Below are 17,064 nucleotides of genomic sequence, written 5' to 3' on the forward strand. Positions count from 1 at the left end.
CTAACGTCGCTTCAATTAAGAACACGTCGGTTCGGAAGGATTGCCATGCGTAAGCCGCTTCTCAGTCTCATCGCGGTGCTGGGCCTCGCCGCCTGCGCCACGCAACCGATGCTGGGCCCGCCGCCTCCGCCGCCTTCGGGCCCCGTCGCCGCCAGCATTCCGGCTAACATCGCCGCCGCCACGAGCGATCCGTCGCGTCCGGCCGCCGACATGATCCGGGACAACGATCGCCGTCCGGCCGAAGTGCTGGCCTTCGCCGGCGTGCGCCAGGGCGCCAAGGTCGCCGACCTGATTCCCGGCGGCGGCTACTTCACCCGCATTCTCTCCAAGGCCGTCGGCCCGCGCGGGGCTGTCTACGCCTATGTGCCCGACGAGCTGACCAAGCTGGCCAAGCGCGAGCCGGCGGTGAGCGCCATCGCCCGCGATCCGGAATATTCGAACGTGAAGGTAGTCCTGAACACGCTGCCCAACTTCTCGGCCCCCGAGAAGCTGGACCTAGTGTTCACGGCGCTGAACTATCACGACATGCACGACAAGTTCATGGGCCCGGCCGACCTGTCGGTCGTGAACCGCCAGATCTTCCGCTCGCTAAAGCCGGGCGGCGTCTACATGGTCATCGACCACTCGGCGGAAGCGGGTTCGGGCCTGCGCAACACCGAGGACCTGCACCGCATCGACGCCGCCGTCGTCCGCGCCGAGGTCACGGCCGCCGGCTTCATCTTCGAGGGCGAAAGCAAGGTCCTGCGTCACCCCGCCGACAACCGCAAGACCAACGTCTACGACGCCTCGATCCGCGGCAAGACCGACCAGTTCGTCTACAAGTTCCGCAAGCCGTCGACGGCGCGCTAAGCGGAAAACGCATAAAATACAACGATAAGAACCGCGCCCATGAGGCGCGGTTCGCATTTGCAGGGAGCTTCACGATGACGCGCATCGCCTTTATCGGCCTGGGCAACATGGGCGGCGGCATGGCCGCAAACCAGGCCAAGGCCCAGAACCATGTCCGCGCCTTCGACCTGTCCTCGGCGGCGGTCGAGCGGGCCGTGGCGGCCGGCTGTCACGCGGCGACGTCGGTGGCCGAGGCGGTGACCGACGCCGAGGTGGTGATCACCATGCTGCCGGCCGGTCCGCACGTCCGTTCGGTCTATGCCGAGCAGGTGTTGGCCCATGCGCCGAAGTCGGCCCTGCTGATCGACTGCTCGACCATCGACGTCGAGAGCGCCCGCGTCGTGGCCAAGCAGGCCGCCGAGGCGGGTTTCCGCTTCGCCGACGCGCCGGTGTCGGGCGGGATCATGGCCGCCGAGGCCGGAACCCTGGCCTTCATGGTCGGCTGCGACACCGCCGATTTCCCGGCCATCGAGGCCGCGCTGGCGCCGATGTCGCGGGTGACGATCCACGCCGGCGACCACGGGGCAGGGCAGGCGGCCAAGATCTGCAACAACATGCTACTGGGCGTCTCGATGCTGGGGACGTGTGAAGCCTTCGCCCTGGCCGAGAAGTTGGGCCTCGGCGCCGACCGGTTCTTCGAGATCGCCAGCAAGTCGTCGGGCCAGTGCTGGTCGGTGACCAGCTATTGCCCGGTGCCGGACGTCGGGCCGCAGACCCCGGCCGACCGCCACTATGAGGGCGGTTTCGCTACGGCCATGATGCTGAAGGACCTGAAACTGGCCCAGGACGCGGCGGCCAAGGCCGGGGCCTCCACGCCGATGGGCGCCCAGGCCGAGGCGCTTTATGCCCTGTTCGACGGCAACGGCTTTGGGGGCAAGGACTTCTCGGCCGTGATCCAGATGTTGCGCGGCAGGCTGGCGGACTTGAACTGAATCGACCAAAACGCTGCGTTCGTCGCAGAGCTATCGGTTTCGTCTATGCGTCCAATCGCGCAATTCTATTTGCTAGGTAAACGCCCTTAGATGGACACTAACGATGCTTGGTGCGAAAAGCCGAGCCTGGAATTAAGGGGACCGTCGGACGATCGCCCGGCGGTTTGAAAGATCGACATGGACTACAAAGCCGCGTTCCGCAGCGCCGTCGACCAGATCCGCGAAGAAGGCCGTTACCGCGTCTTCGCCGACCTGAAGCGTCAGCGTGGGCAGTTCCCGCGGGCCACCTGGACCCGCCAGGACGGCTCGGAACGCGAAGTCGTGGTCTGGTGCAGCAACGACTATCTGGGCCAAGGCCAGAACCCGATCGTGCTGGACGCCATGAAGGCGGCCGTCGACGAACACGGCTCGGGCTCGGGCGGCACCCGCAACATCTCGGGCACCAATCACGACCACGTCCTGCTGGAGCAGGAACTGGCTGATCTGCACGGCAAGGAAGCCGGCCTGCTGTTCACCTCGGGCTATGTCTCGAACGAGGCGACCCTGTCGGTGGTGCAGAAGATCCTGCCCGGCCTGATCATCTTCTCGGACGAGCTGAACCACGCCTCGATGATCGCCGGCATCCGCAACGGCGGTGGTCCGCGCAAGGTGTTCCGTCACAACGACCTTGAGCACCTCGAGGAACTGCTGGCGGCCGCTCCGGCCGACGCGCCCAAGATGGTCGCGTTCGAGAGCGTCTATTCGATGGATGGCGACATCGCCGACATCCGCGCCACGGCCGCCCTGGCCAAGAAATACGGCGCCATGACCTATCTGGACGAGGTCCACGCGGTCGGCATGTATGGCCCGCGCGGCGGCGGCGTCGCCGAGCGCGAAGGCCTGATGGGCGAGATCGACATCATCGAGGGCACGCTGGGCAAGGCGTTCGGCGTGATGGGCGGCTACATCACCGGCGACGCCGTGGTGATCGACGCTATCCGCCTGATGGCCTCGGGCTTCATCTTCACGACCTCGCTGCCGCCCGCCCTGGTGGCCGGCGCCCTGGCCAGCGTCCGCTGGCTGAAGCAGCACCCGGAAGTGCGCGAGATCCATCAGGAGCGCGCCGCGACCCTGAAGGCCATGTTCAAGGCCGCCGGTCTGCCGGTCATGGACAACGAGAGCCACATCGTCCCCGTGCTGGTCGGCGATCCGGTCCACACCAAGCTGATCAGCGACATGCTGCTGGCCGATCACGGCGTCTATGTGCAGCCGATCAACTACCCGACCGTGCCGCGCGGCACCGAGCGTCTGCGCTTCACGCCCACGCCGTTCCACTCCGACGACATGATGCGCAAGCTGGTGTCGGCGATGGAAAAGCTGTGGGCTCACTGCAACGTCGCCCGCATGGGCGGCCACGCGGCCTAAGGAACAGTCCAGACTTCTACTTCGACCGAACCCCACAACGTCGAAACGAAAAACGCCGCCGGAGCCCGGCGGCGTTCGCGTGCCTGGTAGGCGGAGTGCAGCTAGCTGCCGCGCCGCACGCCCTTGCCCAGGCCGATCTTCTTGGCGAAGTCCGAGCGACGGGCCGCATAGGCCGGCGCCACCATCGGATAGTCCGGCGGCAAGCCCCACTTGCGGCGGTATTCCTCGGGGCTCATGTCGTAGTGCGAGCGCAGGTAGCGCTTCAGCATCTTCAGCTTCTTGCCGTCTTCCAGGCAGATGATGAAGTCGTGCTGCACCGAGCGGCCCACCGGCACGGCCGGCTTGGCCTTCTCGACCGGGCGCGGAGCCTCGCCGCCATTGTTCAGCGAGGTCAGGGCCTCGTGAACCGTGCGGATAAGGTCGGGAATGGCCGTCTGGGACACTGTGTTCTGGCCGACATAGGCCGCTACGATCTCGGCGCTGAGCCCCAGGATGTCGACGTCGTTGTCGTTCGCCGTGTCCGTGCCGCCGCCCTGAGACGCCATGAGAAACCCCACTACTGTTGTTGCAGATGTTTTGTCGCGGGCGGTCAGCGCCGCCCTACGCGACTGCAACGCACAGCTTTGCATGTGGTTCCGAGATTGATCGCCGCGCCTTACCCGTTAAAGAGGGCGCCTCTGCTGACTCCCCCAAACGCCTGGAGAGCGTCATGACCCAATCCACCACCAGCGCCTTTTTCGGCGCGGACCTCGCCACCGCGGACCGTGATATCTTCGACCGCATCGGTCGCGAGCTGGACCGTCAGCAGAACCAGATCGAACTGATCGCTTCGGAAAACATCGTCTCGAAGGCGGTGCTGGAAGCTCAGGGCTCGATCCTGACCAACAAGTACGCCGAGGGTTATCCCGGCAAGCGCTACTACGGTGGCTGCGAGTTCGTCGACGAGATCGAGACGATCGCCATCGAGCGCGCCAAGAAGCTGTTCGGCGCGGCTTTCGCCAACGTCCAGCCGCACTCGGGCTCGCAGGCCAACCAGTCGGTGTTCATGTCGCTGCTGCAGCCGGGCGACACCTTCCTGGGCATGGACCTGGCCGCCGGCGGTCACCTGACCCACGGCTCGCCCGCCAACCAGTCGGGCAAGTGGTTCAAGCCGATCAGCTACACCGTCCGCCAACAGGACCAGCTGATCGACTATGACGGCGTGGCCGAGATCGCCCAGCGCGAGAAGCCCAAGCTGATCATCGCCGGCGGCAGCGCCTACAGCCGCGAGATCGACTTCGCCAAGTTCCGCGAGATCGCCGACTCGATCGGCGCCTATCTGATGGTCGACATGGCCCACTTCGCGGGCCTGGTGGCCGGCGGCGTGTTCCCCAACCCCGTCCCGCACGCCCACGTCGTCACCACCACCACCCACAAGACCCTGCGTGGTCCGCGTGGCGGCATGGTGCTGACCAATGACGAGGCGATCATCAAGAAGGTCAACTCGGCGGTCTTCCCGGGCCTGCAAGGCGGTCCGCTTGAGCATGTCATCGCCGCCAAGGCAGTGGCCTTCGGTGAGGCGCTGCAGCCGTCCTTCCAGGAATACGCCAAGCAGATCATCGCCAACGCCAAAGCGCTGTCGGAAGCCCTGCTGAAGTCGGGCGTCAACATCGTCTCGGGCGGCACCGACAGCCACCTGATGCTGGTCGACCTGCGTCCCAAGGGCGTGACCGGCCGCGACGCCGAGCACAGCCTCGAGCGCGCCCACATGACCTGCAACAAGAACGGCGTGCCGTTCGACACCGCGCCGTTCACGATCACCTCGGGCATCCGCCTGGGCACGCCGGCCGGCACGACCCGTGGCTTCAAGGAAGCCGAGTTCACCCGCGTGGGCGAACTGATCGGCGAAGTGATCAACGGCCTGGCCGCCAATGGCCCGGACGGCAACGCCGATGCCGAAGCCAAGGTGCGCGAGGAAGTGCTGGCCTTGACGGCCCGGTTCCCGATCTACAACTAATGGCATCAGGCGCCGCGGGAGGGGCCACATCATGCGTTGTCCCTTCTGCGGCCATGCCGAAAGCCAGGTCAAGGACAGCCGCCCGTCGGAAGACGGCGCGGCTATCCGCCGTCGTCGCATGTGCCCCGAATGCGGTGGCCGGTTCACGACCTTCGAACGGGTCCAGCTGCGCGAGCTGATCATCCTGAAGCGTTCGGGCCGTCGTTCGCCGTTCGATCGTGACAAGCTGGTCCGCTCGATCGCCCTGGCGACTCAGAAGCGGCCGGTCGAGGCCGAGCGGATCGATCGGATGATCAACGGCATCGTCCGCCAGCTGGAAAGCATGGGCGAGACCGAGCTTCCGTCGTCGGCGGTGGGCGAAATGGTCATGAAGGCGCTGAAATCGCTCGATGACGTGGCCTATGTCCGCTACGCCTCGGTCTACCGGGATTTCAAGGAAACGAGCGACTTCGCGAAATTCCTGACCGAAGAAGGTCTGAGCGACGTCGCCGAAGACGAGCTATAGTTCGTTAATCCCTGATGTGTGCTTTTGGTCGCGCGGCGAGCGTGGCCGTGGAGATTCGAGCTAGATGGTTGAAGACAACATCCGCCTGTTGATCGTGGAGGGCCGAAGCCATTCGGGGATCTCCGACGAACTGCTGCGCGGAGCCGCCCAGGCCATCGAGGCTCAGGGCGCCGAATATGACGTGATCACGGTCTCCAGCGCGCTGCAGATTCCGACCGCCATCGCCATGGCCGAAGAGGCCGGTCACCGGCCCGTCGGCGTGCGCTATGACGGCTATGTCGCCCTGGGCCTGGTCATTCGCGGCGAGACCTATCATTTCGAGCTTGTGGCTCACGAGACCGCTCGCGGCCTGCAGGACCTGGGCGTGGGCAAGCGTCTGCCGATCGGTTTCGGCGTGCTGGCCGTCGACGACGAGGCTCAGGCCTGGACCCGCGCGCGGGTCAGCGAAGGCGACCGGGGCGGCGCGGCCGCCAAGGCGTGCCTCGAAACCATCGCTCTGAAGCGTCAACTGCTGGGACAGGCCCGATGAGCGGCAACCGCATCCAACCGCGCTCGGTGGCGCGCCTCGCCGCCGTCCAGGCCCTGTACCAGATGGAAGTCTCGGGCGCCGGCGTCGACTCCGTGGTTCGCGAGTTCGGCGAGCACCGCTTCGACCGCGACGTCGAGGGCGAGCGCCTGGCCGCCGCCGACGAAAAGTTCTTCGAAGAGCTGGCCAAGGGCGTGGTGAGCAACCAGGCCAAGGTCGACCAGGGCATCGTCAAGCGTCTGGCCTCGGGCTGGCGACTGGAGCGCCTGGACGCCACGGCCCGCGCCGTCCTGCGCGCCGGGGCCTTCGAACTGATGTTCCGGCCGGATGTTCCGACCGAAGTCGTCATCAATGAGTACGTCGAGATCGCGAAATCCTTTTTCGAAGGACCCGAGTCAGGCTTCATCAATGGCGCCCTCGACGCGATAGCCCGTGATGCACGAGACTGACGAAGACGACTGGTTCGCAGAAGACGACGCTCCGCCCACGGCGGCAGCGCCTGCGACCGAATTCGACCATATCGAACGCCTTCTTCGTCCGCTGACGCGCGGCGATCCCGTGGCGCTGGACCTGCTGGACGACGCGGCCGTGCTGCCGTCACGTCCGGGCTACGACCTGGTGGTCACCAAGGACGCCATGGTCGCCGGCGTGCACTTCCTGGCCGACGAGGCCCTGGACGTCGTCGCGCGCAAGCTGCTGCGCACCAATCTCTCGGACCTGGCCGCCAAGGCCGCCGAGCCCTACGGCTATTTCCTGGCCGTCGGCTGGCCTTCGGGCTCCGACGTCGCCTCGCGCGAGACCTTCGCCCGAGGCCTGGCCGAGGACGGGGCCGCCTTCGACATCTCGCTGCTGGGCGGCGACACCGTCACCACCTCGGGTCCGCTGGTCGTTTCGGCGACCCTGCTGGGCTGGGTGCCGCAAGGCGCGGCCGTCCTGCGCCGGGGCGCCAAGCCGGGTGACCGCCTGATGGTCTCGGGCACCATCGGCGACGGCTGGCTGGGCCTGCTGGCCCAGTGGGGCGAGGTCATGGACGCCGACGGCGCCATGCTGCGTCGTTATCGCCAGCCCGAGCCCCGCGTGACCCTGCGCGACGCCATGCGTGTCCACGCCAAGGCCGCCGCCGACGTCTCCGACGGCCTGCTGGCCGACAGCGCCCACATCGCCAAGGCCAGTGGTTGCCGCGTCCGGGTCGACCTGGAGCGCCTGCCGCTGTCGCCCGGCGGTCAGGCCTGGCTGGACCAGCAGCCCGAGCAGGTCGAGGGTCGCATCTCCCTGGCCTCCGGTGGCGACGACTACGAAATCATCTGCGCCGTCGATCCCAACGAAGCCTGGAACTTCCGCATCGCCGCCGCCGCCGCGGGCGTGAAGGTCAGCGAGATCGGCGAGTTCGTGGAAGGCGAGGGGGTCTCGGCCTACTATAAGGGCCGCGACGTCACGCCATCCCGCCTGGGCTGGTTGCACGGCTAGTTAGGTTAATCTCAAGGCCTGTCGGTTATGGGAAAGACCCATGACCCGTCTCGTCACGCCCTCGCGCCGCCTCCTGCTCGCCGCCGCCTTCAGCGTTGTGGCCGCCCCTGCCTTCGCCAGCAGCGGTAAGAAGGAAAAGAAGGAAGGCGAGGGCCAGGCGCTCGATCCCACCTACAAGCTGGGTTCGATGACCATTCCGCTGATCGCCAACGGCCGGATCGTCAACTACGTCTTCGTGGCCATGACCCTGAAGCTGACCTCCGGAACCGAGGTCGAGTCCTTCAAGGACCAGGAGCCGGTGCTGCGCGACGCCATCGTCCGCGCGGCCTACAAGACCCCCTTCACCCGCACCGATACCTGGAAGGAAGTCGACGGTCCGCGCCTGACCGGCTTCGTCCTCAGCCAGTGCAATACCTTGTTCGGCAAGGGCAAGGTCGCCTCGGTCGAGATCGTCAAGCAGATCCCCCGTCAGCAGCTGATGCCGCCCAAGGCTGGCGCCGCCTCGGCGAGCAATACGGGCCCTTTGAACCCCTGATTCCGCCGCAGCGGCCAAGCTTTGCCTCGCCAAACGCTTGCGCCGACACGGGTTGCGCGCCCCCCGGCCATCTGACAGTCTCATTTGGATGACGCCGTTCGGCGGTCATTCAGGGAGCATCGAGGGGGCACGAGGCCAAAGGCCCGCCCGTCGATCCGGGCGGCGGTTTAGCGTTCGTCATATTTGGCGCTCGCTTTAGCCTCCAGCCGCCGGGATTGGCGCACCCCTCGTGATTGGAAGCGCGAAGGGGCGAAGAACCTAATGAGTCTTTGGCTTAATCTGGCCATCGGGGCCGGGCTGCTGGCGGTGCTTTACGGCGCCGTACAATCAGCCAGTCTGATGCGGGCCTCGGCCGGCAATGCACGAATGCAGGAGATCGCCGCGGCGATCCAGGAAGGGGCCCAGGCCTATCTGAACCGCCAATACACGACGATCGGCATCGTCGGCGTGGTGGTGATCGCCATTCTGGCGTTCTTCTTCAAATCTTGGGAGCAGCCCGTCGGCTTCGCTCTGGGCGCCATCCTGTCGGGCGCCGCCGGTTTCGCCGGCATGCTGATCTCGGTCCGCGCCAACGTCCGCACGGCACAGGCCTCGTCCGAGAGCCTGGCCAAGGGCCTGTCGATGGCCTTCACCTCCGGCGCCGTCACCGGCATGCTGGTGGCCGGCTTCGCCCTGATCGGCGTAGCGGGCTACTACGCCCTGCTGCTGTCGACTGGCCACGCCGGCACCGACCGCGTGGTGGTCGACTCGCTGGTGGCCCTGGGCTTCGGCGCCTCGCTGATCTCGATCTTCGCCCGTCTGGGCGGCGGCATCTTCACCAAGGGCGCTGACGTTGGCGGCGACCTGGTGGGCAAGGTGGAAGCTGGCATCCCGGAAGATGACCCCCGCAACGCCGCGACCATCGCCGACAACGTCGGCGACAATGTCGGCGACTGCGCCGGCATGGCCGCCGACCTGTTCGAGACCTACGCGGTGACCACGGTCGCCACCATGGTCCTGGCGGCGATCTTCTTCCGCGGCACCGAAGCGGTGTCGTCGATGATGCTGCTGCCGCTGGCGATCTGCGCCATCTGCATCGTGACCTCGATCATCGGCTCGTTCGCCGTGCGTCTGGGCAAGAGCCAGAACATCATGGGCGCCCTGTATCAGGGCCTGATCGTCACCGGCGTCCTGTCGATCCCGGCCGTCTGGTATGTGATCCACCAGCTGGTGCCGGCCGCCGTCACCGTCGGCCTGGGCACCGCGACCGAAAAGACCTTCGACGCCGACAGCCTGTTCTATTGCGGTCTGGCCGGTCTGGCCGTCACCGCGCTGATCGTGGTGATCACCGAGTACTACACCGGCACCAACTTCCGCCCGGTGAAGTCGGTGGCTCAGGCCAGCGTCTCGGGTCACGGCACCAACGTGATCCAGGGCCTGGCCATGTCGCTGGAATCCACGGCCCTGCCGGCCCTGACCATCATCGTCGGCATCGTGGTGACCTATAACCTGGCGGGCCTGTTCGGCATCGCCATCGCCACCACGACCATGCTGTCGCTGGCCGGTTTCATCGTCGCCCTGGACGCCTTCGGTCCGGTCACCGACAACGCCGGCGGCATCGCCGAGATGGCCGGCCTGCCGCCGGAAGTCCGCGTCACCACCGACGCCCTGGACGCGGTTGGCAACACCACCAAGGCCGTCACCAAGGGCTACGCCATCGGTTCGGCGGGCCTAGGCGCCCTGGTGCTGTTCGCCGCCTATACCGAGGACCTGAAGTTCTTCTCGGCCAACGCTGCGCCGGGCAGCTTCTTCGACGGCATGGGCGCGGTGACCTTTGACCTGTCGAACCCGTACGTCGTGGTCGGTCTGCTGTTCGGCGGCCTGCTGCCGTTCCTGTTCGGCGGCCTGTCGATGACCGCCGTCGGTCGCGCGGCCGAGTCGGTCGTCGCCGAGGTGCGTCGCCAGTTCCGTGAGAACCCGGGCATCATGACCGGCGAGGTCAAGCCCGAGTACGGCAAGGCCGTCGACATCCTGACCAAGGCCGCCATCCGCGAGATGATCGTGCCCAGCCTGCTGCCGGTCGTTTCGCCGGTGGTGCTGTTCTTCGTGATCAACGCCATCGCCGGCAAGGTCGACGCGTTCGCCGCGCTCGGCGCCATGCTGATGGGCGTGATCGTCACCGGCCTGTTCGTCGCCATCTCGATGACCAGCGGCGGCGGCGCCTGGGACAACGCCAAGAAGGTGATCGAGGAAGGCTTCACCGACAAGAACGGCGTCCTGCACAAGAAGGGCGGCGAGACCCACAAGGCCGCCGTCACCGGCGACACCGTCGGCGACCCCTACAAGGACACGTCCGGTCCGGCCGTGAACCCGATGATCAAGATCACCAACATCGTGGCCCTGCTGCTGCTGGCGGTGCTGGCCCACGGCGTCTGATCTTTAGTCAGAGCCTGAAAAAGGAAACGCCCCGGAGGAAACTCCGGGGCGTTTTGCTGAGGACGGTGTTTTCGGGGACTGAGAAGAACTCAGTAGACGTCCTCATGGTCCATCTCGGCCAGGGCGTCCTGAACCTCGACCTGCGGCGCGCCACGGCGGTCCACGCCCTGGAAGTCGTGGTCGATCCGCCGACGCCGGCAGGGGCCGAAATATTCGCTCGCCCGGATGAAGGGGCGAGGGTTGTTCACGATCTCATTGATCCGGTGCATGACCCCGCGCGCCGTCAGCGGCTTGGCCAGGAACTCGGTGACGCCCGCCATCCGCGCGTCGTTCAGCGAGCGCTGCGTCGCGTGCCCCGTCATCATGATGACCGGCACATAAGGGTTGGGGCTGGCCGTCGATGTACGGATCCAGCGGATGAACGCCAGGCCATCGACCGGCGACATCATCAGGTCGGTGAAGATCAGGTCGATCTCTTGCGACTGAAAGATTTTCAGCGCTTCGAGGCCATCGCTGGCTTCACGAATTTTGCGCACGCCGGCAGCCTTCAGAATCTGGCTGATCACCTTGCGCATGTTGGCGTTGTCGTCGACCAGCAGAATGGCGACGTCACGAAGATCCATGCCCTCCATAGTGCGCCTCCCACCGCCGCTATGAATTCGTTCTCCAAAACCTTGGAGATCAGAGGCCGCAGTTGACCCGTTTCGGGTTTATGAAGTGTTGAGAGCGCGGTTACTTACTTGAATTAAGAAGGTGAACACCGAATTCAGAATGAATGGCGCTCTTCTACTCACGCCTGTGAGTAGGTCGTGGCGGCGCGCCACACTCCACGCGCGAAAAAGCCGTCCACCTTGCGGTGAACGGCTTTTCTAATCTGTCGAGTTGTCGACTTTTTCTGGAACGTCTAGCGGCGGTCGCCCGGACGCTGGCCCGGAGCCTCGTCGTCCTGCGGGAGCATGCCGCCACGGCCGACGTTGCCCAGCAGCTGTTCCAGGATGGTCATCTCGCGGCCGCGGGTCGGGGTCTCACGGCCGTTATAGGCGATGACCTTGCCGTCCTTCAGCGTGTAGGTGTTCACCGAGGCGACCTTTTCGTCGGCCGCGTTGAACTTGATGGCCACGACGTCGCGCTTGATCACGCGCGGCATGTAGAAGGCCACGCGGTCGGTGGTCTGCGAGATGTAGTACCAGGTGTTCTGGTCGAAGGTCGAAACGACCGACGGCGAACCCAGCTTTTCCATCAGCGTCGACTTGGAGTCCTCGCCGACCTTCATGTCGGCCGGACGGGCCTCGATGGCCTGGAAGCCGGAGTAGCTGGTCAGCGGCGTGCAGGCCGAAGTGGCGATCGCCAGGCCGAGAATAGCGGCGGCGAAAACGGCGGGGCGAGACATCAAGGCTCCGAACCGGAAAAATGCAGACTTTGACCTATCGCCCGCGGGAGCTTAGTTCAATGCCCGCGTGAAAGCGGACCCCGCGTCTAGCGGGATGTCGCGGCGAAATCGAGGCGTTTCATGTTTCTGGATCGGTGGCTCAAGCCCAGGCCCGCCAAGGCGGCGGGGGCCAAGCTCTATGCTGGCGCTGTGGCGCAGGCCCGTTCCGCGGCTTTTTATCGTGACTTCGGCGTTCGCGACTCGATGGAGGGCCGTTTCGAGCTTTTCAGCCTGCACGTCATCTTCCTGGTCGAGCGACTGAAGGGGCAGGGCGACGCCGCGGCCGAGACCTCGCAGGCCGTGTTTGATTCTTACGTGAAGGGCCTGGACGACGCCTTCCGCCAGATCGGGGTGTCGGACACCTCGGTCGGCAAGAAGATGAAGAAGCTGGCCGGCGCCTTCTATGGCCGGCTGAAGGCCTATGACGATGCGGTCGCGACCCTGCCGGACGAGGCCGCCGTGAGCGCCTTCCTGGCCCGCAACGCTTTCGAAGAGCGCGGGGAGGGTGATGTCGCCGCCCTGACCGCCTATGTGATCAAGACGCGCGCGGCGCTGGCGGAACAGCCGCTGGAGACCGTGCTGCAAGGAGACGTGACTTGGCCGAACCCGTGACCGCTGCCTGGCCTTGCGAAATTCCGCTGGCCCAGGTCGACCGTGGCGCCGTGAAGCTGAAGCTCGAGCCCTCGGCCGACCAGCGCAAGGCGATCGCCAAGCAGCTGGACCTGGTCAGCCTGGAAGCATTGACCGCCGAGGTGTTCCTGACTTCGTGGCTGGACGGGGCCGAGATCTCCGGGGTCCTGCGCGCCCGTGTCGTCCAGACCTGCAGCGCCACGGCCGACGACTTCGAAACGCCGATCGATGCGCGCTTTGACCTGCGCGTGCTGCCGGCCAACAGCAAGAACGCGCCGCAGGGCGAAGACAGCGGTGACCTGGGCGTCGATCCGGACGCCGACGATCCGCCGGACGTGCTGGAAGGCGAGAAGGTCGACGTCTCGGGCTATGTGATCGAGCACCTGGCGCTGGAGCTGGATCCGTTCCCCCGCAAGCCGGGTGCGGTCTTCGTTCAACCGCCCGAACCGGTCGAACTTTCTCCGTTCGCGGCGCTCAAGAGCCTCAAATCAACGGATGACGAGGCCTAAACAGCCCGACTCGACCGCTTGCGTGATATTCACGCGGATGTATCGTCCGCCGCCTTGAGGGCGGCCGGGCCGCCTGCCGGAGCTCTAAGCGCCACGTGTCCCAATCCGTAGTCATCTCCGTCGACGCCATGGGCGGCGACCATGGCCCTTCCATCGTCGTGCCCGGCATCGCCCAGGCGAGCCAGGCCCTGCCGGGCGTGCGGTTCCTGCTGCACGGCGACGGGGCGGCGATCGAGGCGGAGCTGGCCAAGAACCCTGCGGCCAAGGCGGTCAGCGAAGTCCGTCACTGCGACAAGGCCATCGGCATGGACGAAAAGCCCGCCCAGGCCATGCGCCGGGGCAAGGGCTCGTCGATGTGGAATGCGGTCGAGGCGCTCAAGTCCGGTGACGCCCACGCTTGCGTCTCGGCCGGTAACACCGGCGCGCTGATGGCGATCTCCAAGCTGATCCTGCGCATGGGCGCGGACCTAGAGCGTCCGGCCATCGTCGCCAACTGGCCCAACATGAAGGGCGTGACCACGGTCCTGGACGTCGGGGCCAATGTCGAGAGCGACGCCGAGCAGCTGGTCGAGTTCGCCATCATGGGCGCGGCCTACCACCACGCCGTGCACGGGGCCAAGCGCCCGACTGTGGGCCTGTTGAACGTCGGTTCCGAGGACCAGAAGGGCCACGAGGAAGTCCGCGAGGCCCACGCCATCCTACGCGAGACCAAGCTGGACTTCGACTATCACGGCTTCGTCGAGGGCAACGACATCGCCTATGGCACGGTGGACGTCGTGGTCACCGACGGCTTCACCGGCAATGTGGCCTTGAAGACCGCCGAGGGCCTGGCGCGGTTCTTCACCAACGAGATCAAGTCCACCCTGACCTCGGGCCCGCTGGCCATGCTGGGCGCGGTGATCGCTTCGGGCGCGCTCTCCAAGATGCGCAAGCGCCTGGACCCCAGCCGGGTGAACGGCGCGCCGCTGCTGGGCCTGAACGGCATCGTGGTCAAGAGCCACGGGGGCGCGGACGCCAACGGCTTCGACTCGGCCATCCGGGTCGCCACCAACCTCGCGCGCAGCGACTTCCGCGCCGAGATCGACAGAAATCTGAAGCGTCTGACCGCTGTCGCGGCCAAGGACGAAGCTCCGGCTTCGGAGCAGGGAGCGGCCGAGTGAGCGTAGTTCGCAGCGTAGTGACCGGCGTCGGCGCGTATCTGCCGCCCAAGGTCGTGACCAATGACGACCTGGCCAAGTTCGTCGACACCAGCGACGAGTGGATCGTCGAGCGCACCGGCATCCGCCAGCGCCACCAGGCGGCCGACGACCAACCGGTCTCGGACCTGGCCGCCGAGGCCGCCAAGGAAGCGCTGGCCGCGGCCGGCAAGACCGCCGCCGATGTCGACCTGATCATCGTCGCCACCACCACGGCGGACCTGACCTTTCCGGCCGTCGCCACCATCGTGCAGCGCAAGCTGGGCGCGCCGGTCGGCATCGCCTTCGACGTCCAGGCCGTGTGCTCGGGCTTCGTCTACGCCTTGAGCGTCGCCGACGGTTTCGTTGCGCGTGGTCATGCCAAGTGCGCGCTGGTCATCGGCGCCGAGACCATGACCCGCCTGATGGACTGGAGCGATCGCGGCACCTGCGTGCTGTTCGGCGACGGCGCCGGCGCGATCGTGCTGGAGCCGAAGAAAGGCGAGGGGACCACGGCCGACCAAGGCATGCTGGGCTTCGCTCTGCGCGCCGACGGGACCAAGCAGGACCTGCTGTACGTGGACGGCGGCGTCTCGACGACCGGCACGGTCGGCAAGCTGCGCATGCTGGGCAACCAGGTCTTCAAGCACGCCGTGGTCAATATCTCCGAAGCCATCCACGCGTCGGCGGCCAATGCGGGCGTTCAGGTGGCCGATGTCGACTGGTTCATTCCGCACCAGGCCAACCAGCGCATCCTGGCCGGCGTGGCCCATCGCTGCGGCATCGACGAGGAGAAGGTGATCTCGACGGTCGCCATCCACGCCAACACCTCGGCCGCCTCGATCCCGCTGGCCTTCGCGCACGGCGTGAAGGACGGTCGAATCAAGAAGGGTGACCTTCTGCTGCTCGAAGCCATGGGCGGCGGCCTGACCTGGGGCGCCTGCGTTCTGCGCCTTTAACGGCAAAGCTGCGCATGGTTGCGCACGGGCATGAACTCCTGACGTTGAGCCTTTGACTTCATGCGATAATCACGGCATGAGGTCGTCGGTGAATTTGGGCGCGGTCCGTTGAGGGCGGTCGCGACAAGCCTGGATTTACCGCGAGTGCACCATCGTAGGTGGTTCTTCGAACCGCCAGGATACGCGTGAAGGGGGTTGCATGAAGGGCGCTACTTTGACCCGGGCCGACCTGTGCGAGGCGGTCCATGAAGAGGTCGGATTGACCCGTCAGGACTGCGCCGGCCTCGTCGAGCGCACCCTGGATCTCGTGGCCGAGGCGCTCGAAGAGGGCGAGACGGTCAAGCTTTCCGGATTCGGCGTCTTCCAGGTCCGCGCCAAGCGGGCGCGCATGGGACGTAATCCCAAGACCGGCGAGCCGGCCGAGATCGAACCCCGTCGGGTGATCGGCTTCCGCGCCTCCCAGGTCATGAAGGCGCGAATCGACCGCGCGCTCGGCGGCTAGGGAATCAATGCGGTGGCGAAGGGGCCCAACGCCTTCCGCACGATTTCCGAGGCAGCCGACGAGCTGGGCGTGCCGCAGCACGTCCTGCGTTTCTGGGAAACCAAGTTCTCCTTCATTCGCCCGATGAAACGGGCGGGCGGGCGGCGCTTCTATCGCCCGCAGGATGTGGCCGTGCTGAACGGCGTCCGCACGCTGCTGCACAGCGAAGGCTTGACCATCAAGGGCGTGCAGAAACTGCATCGCGACCAGGGCCTGGCGCAGGTGATCGCCGCCGGCATCGGCTCGAATGGCTCGGCCACGCTTGATCCCGACTTCGACTACGACGCCCCTGTCGCGCAGCGGCTGGACGGCGAGGCGCGCGATCGCCTGGCCTTCGCGCTGGACGATCTGACGGCCATCAAGTCCCGCCTCGACGGGCTTTTGACCCGCGCTTAAATTCGTCCGAAATCGCTGTTGCCCAACGGGGGAGCGGCGCCTATAAGAGCGCCTCTTCCGTCGGAGCGTGGCGCAGCCTGGTAGCGCACTTGACTGGGGGTCAAGGGGTCGCAGGTTCGAATCCTGTCGCTCCGACCATTTCCTTCGGGGAATAAACGGAAGACGAAAGGCCGCCCTTCGGGGCGGCCTTTTTCATTTCCGGCTCAGCGCTGACCGACATCCAGCGGCTTGTCGGCCTTGCCCATCCACGAGATCAGCGGGATCACCGGCAGGATCCAGCCCATGCCCAGCGCCACGAAATAGATCAGGTGCACGAAGCGGTTCGACGGCAGGCGGTCGTACAGGCTGGTGAAGGCCCAGATCCAGGCGAACAGGACGACCATCACGGCCAGCGAACCGAGCAGCTTGCGCAGGCGCGCCGGAATCATAGGAGCGCTCACGCGGTTCTCCGGAATAGGCCCAGAACGGCCAGGAACAGGATCGCGCCCACGCTGGACACCAGCAGCTCACCGGCGAAGCCGTCCAGGTGCAGATCGATGCGCGAGGCGATGAACGCTCCGATGAACGAGCCGATCACGCCGATCAAGAGCTTGATGAACAGCGAGTGCCGGCGGCCCAGCACGATGTCGGCGATCCAGCCGGCCAGGATGCCGATCACCGCCGCCGCGAATACGCCCATGCCGCTCATCGTCTTCTCCGCCCCCGTAAGACCAGCGTTTCTCGCATGAACGCGCGGCGCCGTCATGCTGAGCCACAG

General features: G+C 66.1%; 21 protein-coding genes and 1 tRNA gene. 17 read left to right on the top strand and 5 right to left on the bottom strand.

From position 1 onward, the window contains the following. Nucleotides 1-45: 45 nt before the first annotated feature. The 3 genes from AC1RRR_RS01930 to hemA all read left to right on the top strand — a co-directional run bounded on the left by AC1RRR_RS01930 (nucleotide 46) and on the right by hemA (nucleotide 3,224). Nucleotides 46-849 (top strand): class I SAM-dependent methyltransferase, encoded by an 804-nt coding sequence (locus AC1RRR_RS01930; protein ID WP_492810099.1) that lies wholly within the window; start codon nucleotides 46-48, stop codon nucleotides 847-849. Nucleotides 850-860: 11 nt separating this feature from the next. Next, nucleotides 861-1,820: a 3-hydroxyisobutyrate dehydrogenase gene (gene mmsB, locus AC1RRR_RS01935; protein ID WP_492811742.1), complete on the top strand. Its 960-nt coding sequence runs from the start codon at nucleotides 861-863 to the stop codon at nucleotides 1,818-1,820. Nucleotides 1,821-1,997: 177 nt separating this feature from the next. Continuing rightward, complete coding sequence (gene hemA / locus AC1RRR_RS01940) at nucleotides 1,998-3,224, top strand: 5-aminolevulinate synthase (protein ID WP_454715736.1); 1,227 nt, start codon at nucleotides 1,998-2,000, stop codon at nucleotides 3,222-3,224. Nucleotides 3,225-3,325: 101 nt separating this feature from the next. Here hemA and AC1RRR_RS01945 read toward each other — a convergent pair whose 3' ends face one another. Then, complete coding sequence (locus AC1RRR_RS01945; protein WP_492810101.1) at nucleotides 3,326-3,769, bottom strand: Ros/MucR family transcriptional regulator; 444 nt, start codon at nucleotides 3,767-3,769, stop codon at nucleotides 3,326-3,328. A gap of 164 nt (nucleotides 3,770-3,933) precedes the next feature. Here AC1RRR_RS01945 and glyA point away from each other — a divergent pair, with 164 nt between their 5' ends. From glyA to AC1RRR_RS01980, 7 genes are all read left to right on the top strand, one after another. Beyond that, nucleotides 3,934-5,220, top strand: a complete 1,287-nt coding sequence (glyA, locus tag AC1RRR_RS01950) for a serine hydroxymethyltransferase (RefSeq protein WP_492810103.1) — start codon at nucleotides 3,934-3,936, stop codon at nucleotides 5,218-5,220. 31 nt (nucleotides 5,221-5,251) lie between these two features. Further along, nucleotides 5,252-5,725, top strand: coding sequence for a transcriptional regulator NrdR (gene nrdR / locus AC1RRR_RS01955; protein ID WP_454715741.1), 474 nt, complete (start codon nucleotides 5,252-5,254; stop codon nucleotides 5,723-5,725). 64 nt (nucleotides 5,726-5,789) lie between these two features. After that, nucleotides 5,790-6,254, top strand: coding sequence for a 6,7-dimethyl-8-ribityllumazine synthase (locus AC1RRR_RS01960; protein ID WP_454715742.1), 465 nt, complete (start codon nucleotides 5,790-5,792; stop codon nucleotides 6,252-6,254). Beyond that, a complete protein-coding gene (gene nusB, locus AC1RRR_RS01965; RefSeq protein WP_454715743.1) occupies nucleotides 6,251-6,700 on the top strand; it encodes a transcription antitermination factor NusB in 450 nt (149 codons plus the stop codon). The genes AC1RRR_RS01960 and nusB overlap by 4 nt, the downstream gene beginning before the upstream one ends. Further along, nucleotides 6,687-7,718 carry a thiamine-phosphate kinase gene (gene thiL / locus AC1RRR_RS01970; RefSeq protein WP_492810105.1) on the top strand — a complete coding sequence of 344 codons (1,032 nt, stop codon included), beginning with the start codon at nucleotides 6,687-6,689 and terminating at the stop codon, nucleotides 7,716-7,718. The genes nusB and thiL overlap by 14 nt, the downstream gene beginning before the upstream one ends. Nucleotides 7,719-7,758: 40 nt before the next feature. Then, nucleotides 7,759-8,253: a hypothetical protein gene (locus AC1RRR_RS01975; RefSeq protein ID WP_492810106.1), complete on the top strand. Its 495-nt coding sequence runs from the start codon at nucleotides 7,759-7,761 to the stop codon at nucleotides 8,251-8,253. A gap of 261 nt (nucleotides 8,254-8,514) precedes the next feature. After that, complete coding sequence (locus tag AC1RRR_RS01980) at nucleotides 8,515-10,668, top strand: sodium-translocating pyrophosphatase (protein WP_492810108.1); 2,154 nt, start codon at nucleotides 8,515-8,517, stop codon at nucleotides 10,666-10,668. An 89-nt stretch (nucleotides 10,669-10,757) separates the two neighbouring features. Here the strand turns inward: AC1RRR_RS01980 and AC1RRR_RS01985 are convergent, their stop codons facing one another. Next, nucleotides 10,758-11,300 carry a response regulator gene (locus tag AC1RRR_RS01985; protein ID WP_492810110.1) on the bottom strand — a complete coding sequence of 181 codons (543 nt, stop codon included), beginning with the start codon at nucleotides 11,298-11,300 and terminating at the stop codon, nucleotides 10,758-10,760. A 272-nt stretch (nucleotides 11,301-11,572) separates the two neighbouring features. Next, nucleotides 11,573-12,058 carry an outer membrane protein assembly factor BamE gene (locus tag AC1RRR_RS01990; protein ID WP_492810111.1) on the bottom strand — a complete coding sequence of 162 codons (486 nt, stop codon included), beginning with the start codon at nucleotides 12,056-12,058 and terminating at the stop codon, nucleotides 11,573-11,575. Between the two features lie 120 nt (nucleotides 12,059-12,178). Here AC1RRR_RS01990 and AC1RRR_RS01995 point away from each other — a divergent pair, with 120 nt between their 5' ends. The 7 genes from AC1RRR_RS01995 to AC1RRR_RS02025 all read left to right on the top strand — a co-directional run bounded on the left by AC1RRR_RS01995 (nucleotide 12,179) and on the right by AC1RRR_RS02025 (nucleotide 16,445). Further along, complete coding sequence (locus AC1RRR_RS01995; RefSeq protein WP_492810113.1) at nucleotides 12,179-12,709, top strand: ubiquinol-cytochrome C chaperone family protein; 531 nt, start codon at nucleotides 12,179-12,181, stop codon at nucleotides 12,707-12,709. Next, complete coding sequence (locus AC1RRR_RS02000) at nucleotides 12,694-13,236, top strand: YceD family protein (protein ID WP_492810115.1); 543 nt, start codon at nucleotides 12,694-12,696, stop codon at nucleotides 13,234-13,236. Before AC1RRR_RS01995 ends, AC1RRR_RS02000 begins: the two co-directional genes overlap by 16 nt. A 95-nt stretch (nucleotides 13,237-13,331) precedes the next feature. After that, the gene (plsX, locus tag AC1RRR_RS02005) at nucleotides 13,332-14,396 is read left to right on the top strand and encodes a phosphate acyltransferase PlsX (RefSeq protein WP_492810116.1); all 1,065 of its coding nucleotides are present in this window, start codon (nucleotides 13,332-13,334) and stop codon (nucleotides 14,394-14,396) included. Then, entirely contained in the window at nucleotides 14,393-15,370 is a 978-nt protein-coding gene (locus tag AC1RRR_RS02010; protein ID WP_492810118.1) for a beta-ketoacyl-ACP synthase III, read from the top strand. Before plsX ends, AC1RRR_RS02010 begins: the two co-directional genes overlap by 4 nt. 199 nt (nucleotides 15,371-15,569) lie before the next feature. Then, a complete protein-coding gene (locus AC1RRR_RS02015) occupies nucleotides 15,570-15,872 on the top strand; it encodes an integration host factor subunit alpha (protein ID WP_291879223.1) in 303 nt (100 codons plus the stop codon). A gap of 12 nt (nucleotides 15,873-15,884) precedes the next feature. Beyond that, the gene (locus AC1RRR_RS02020) at nucleotides 15,885-16,307 is read left to right on the top strand and encodes a MerR family transcriptional regulator (RefSeq protein ID WP_492810120.1); all 423 of its coding nucleotides are present in this window, start codon (nucleotides 15,885-15,887) and stop codon (nucleotides 16,305-16,307) included. Nucleotides 16,308-16,368: 61 nt separating this feature from the next. Next, a tRNA-Pro gene (locus AC1RRR_RS02025) sits at nucleotides 16,369-16,445 on the top strand. A 65-nt stretch (nucleotides 16,446-16,510) separates the two neighbouring features. Here the strand turns inward: AC1RRR_RS02025 and AC1RRR_RS02030 are convergent. Next, nucleotides 16,511-16,735, bottom strand: a complete 225-nt coding sequence (locus AC1RRR_RS02030; protein ID WP_492811743.1) for a DUF2842 domain-containing protein — start codon at nucleotides 16,733-16,735, stop codon at nucleotides 16,511-16,513. An 8-nt stretch (nucleotides 16,736-16,743) separates the two neighbouring features. After that, nucleotides 16,744-16,995, bottom strand: a complete 252-nt coding sequence (locus AC1RRR_RS02035) for a GlsB/YeaQ/YmgE family stress response membrane protein (RefSeq protein WP_492810122.1) — start codon at nucleotides 16,993-16,995, stop codon at nucleotides 16,744-16,746. Nucleotides 16,996-17,064 lie beyond the last annotated feature (69 nt).

This window comes from Caulobacter sp. GW821-FHT12D05 (assembly GCF_058807295.1).

What these genes read in the sequence shown, in the direction of transcription:
- AC1RRR_RS02030 (WP_492811743.1), bottom strand. Translation starts at nt 16,735, where the DNA reads ATGATTCCGGCGCGCCTGCGCAAGCTGCTCGGTTCGCTGGCCGTGATG.
- AC1RRR_RS02035 (WP_492810122.1), bottom strand. Translation starts at nt 16,995, where the DNA reads ATGAGCGGCATGGGCGTATTCGCGGCGGCGGTGATCGGCATCCTGGCC.
- thiL (WP_492810105.1), top strand. Translation starts at nt 6,687, where the DNA reads ATGCACGAGACTGACGAAGACGACTGGTTCGCAGAAGACGACGCTCCG.
- AC1RRR_RS01990 (WP_492810111.1), bottom strand. Translation starts at nt 12,058, where the DNA reads ATGTCTCGCCCCGCCGTTTTCGCCGCCGCTATTCTCGGCCTGGCGATC.
- glyA (WP_492810103.1), top strand. Translation starts at nt 3,934, where the DNA reads ATGACCCAATCCACCACCAGCGCCTTTTTCGGCGCGGACCTCGCCACC.
- AC1RRR_RS01945 (WP_492810101.1), bottom strand. Translation starts at nt 3,769, where the DNA reads ATGGCGTCTCAGGGCGGCGGCACGGACACGGCGAACGACAACGACGTC.
- AC1RRR_RS02015 (WP_291879223.1), top strand. Translation starts at nt 15,570, where the DNA reads ATGAAGGGCGCTACTTTGACCCGGGCCGACCTGTGCGAGGCGGTCCAT.
- AC1RRR_RS01985 (WP_492810110.1), bottom strand. Translation starts at nt 11,300, where the DNA reads ATGGAGGGCATGGATCTTCGTGACGTCGCCATTCTGCTGGTCGACGAC.
- AC1RRR_RS01975 (WP_492810106.1), top strand. Translation starts at nt 7,759, where the DNA reads ATGACCCGTCTCGTCACGCCCTCGCGCCGCCTCCTGCTCGCCGCCGCC.
- hemA (WP_454715736.1), top strand. Translation starts at nt 1,998, where the DNA reads ATGGACTACAAAGCCGCGTTCCGCAGCGCCGTCGACCAGATCCGCGAA.
- nrdR (WP_454715741.1), top strand. Translation starts at nt 5,252, where the DNA reads ATGCGTTGTCCCTTCTGCGGCCATGCCGAAAGCCAGGTCAAGGACAGC.
- AC1RRR_RS01960 (WP_454715742.1), top strand. Translation starts at nt 5,790, where the DNA reads ATGGTTGAAGACAACATCCGCCTGTTGATCGTGGAGGGCCGAAGCCAT.
- AC1RRR_RS01995 (WP_492810113.1), top strand. Translation starts at nt 12,179, where the DNA reads ATGTTTCTGGATCGGTGGCTCAAGCCCAGGCCCGCCAAGGCGGCGGGG.
- AC1RRR_RS01980 (WP_492810108.1), top strand. Translation starts at nt 8,515, where the DNA reads ATGAGTCTTTGGCTTAATCTGGCCATCGGGGCCGGGCTGCTGGCGGTG.
- nusB (WP_454715743.1), top strand. Translation starts at nt 6,251, where the DNA reads ATGAGCGGCAACCGCATCCAACCGCGCTCGGTGGCGCGCCTCGCCGCC.
- AC1RRR_RS01930 (WP_492810099.1), top strand. Translation starts at nt 46, where the DNA reads ATGCGTAAGCCGCTTCTCAGTCTCATCGCGGTGCTGGGCCTCGCCGCC.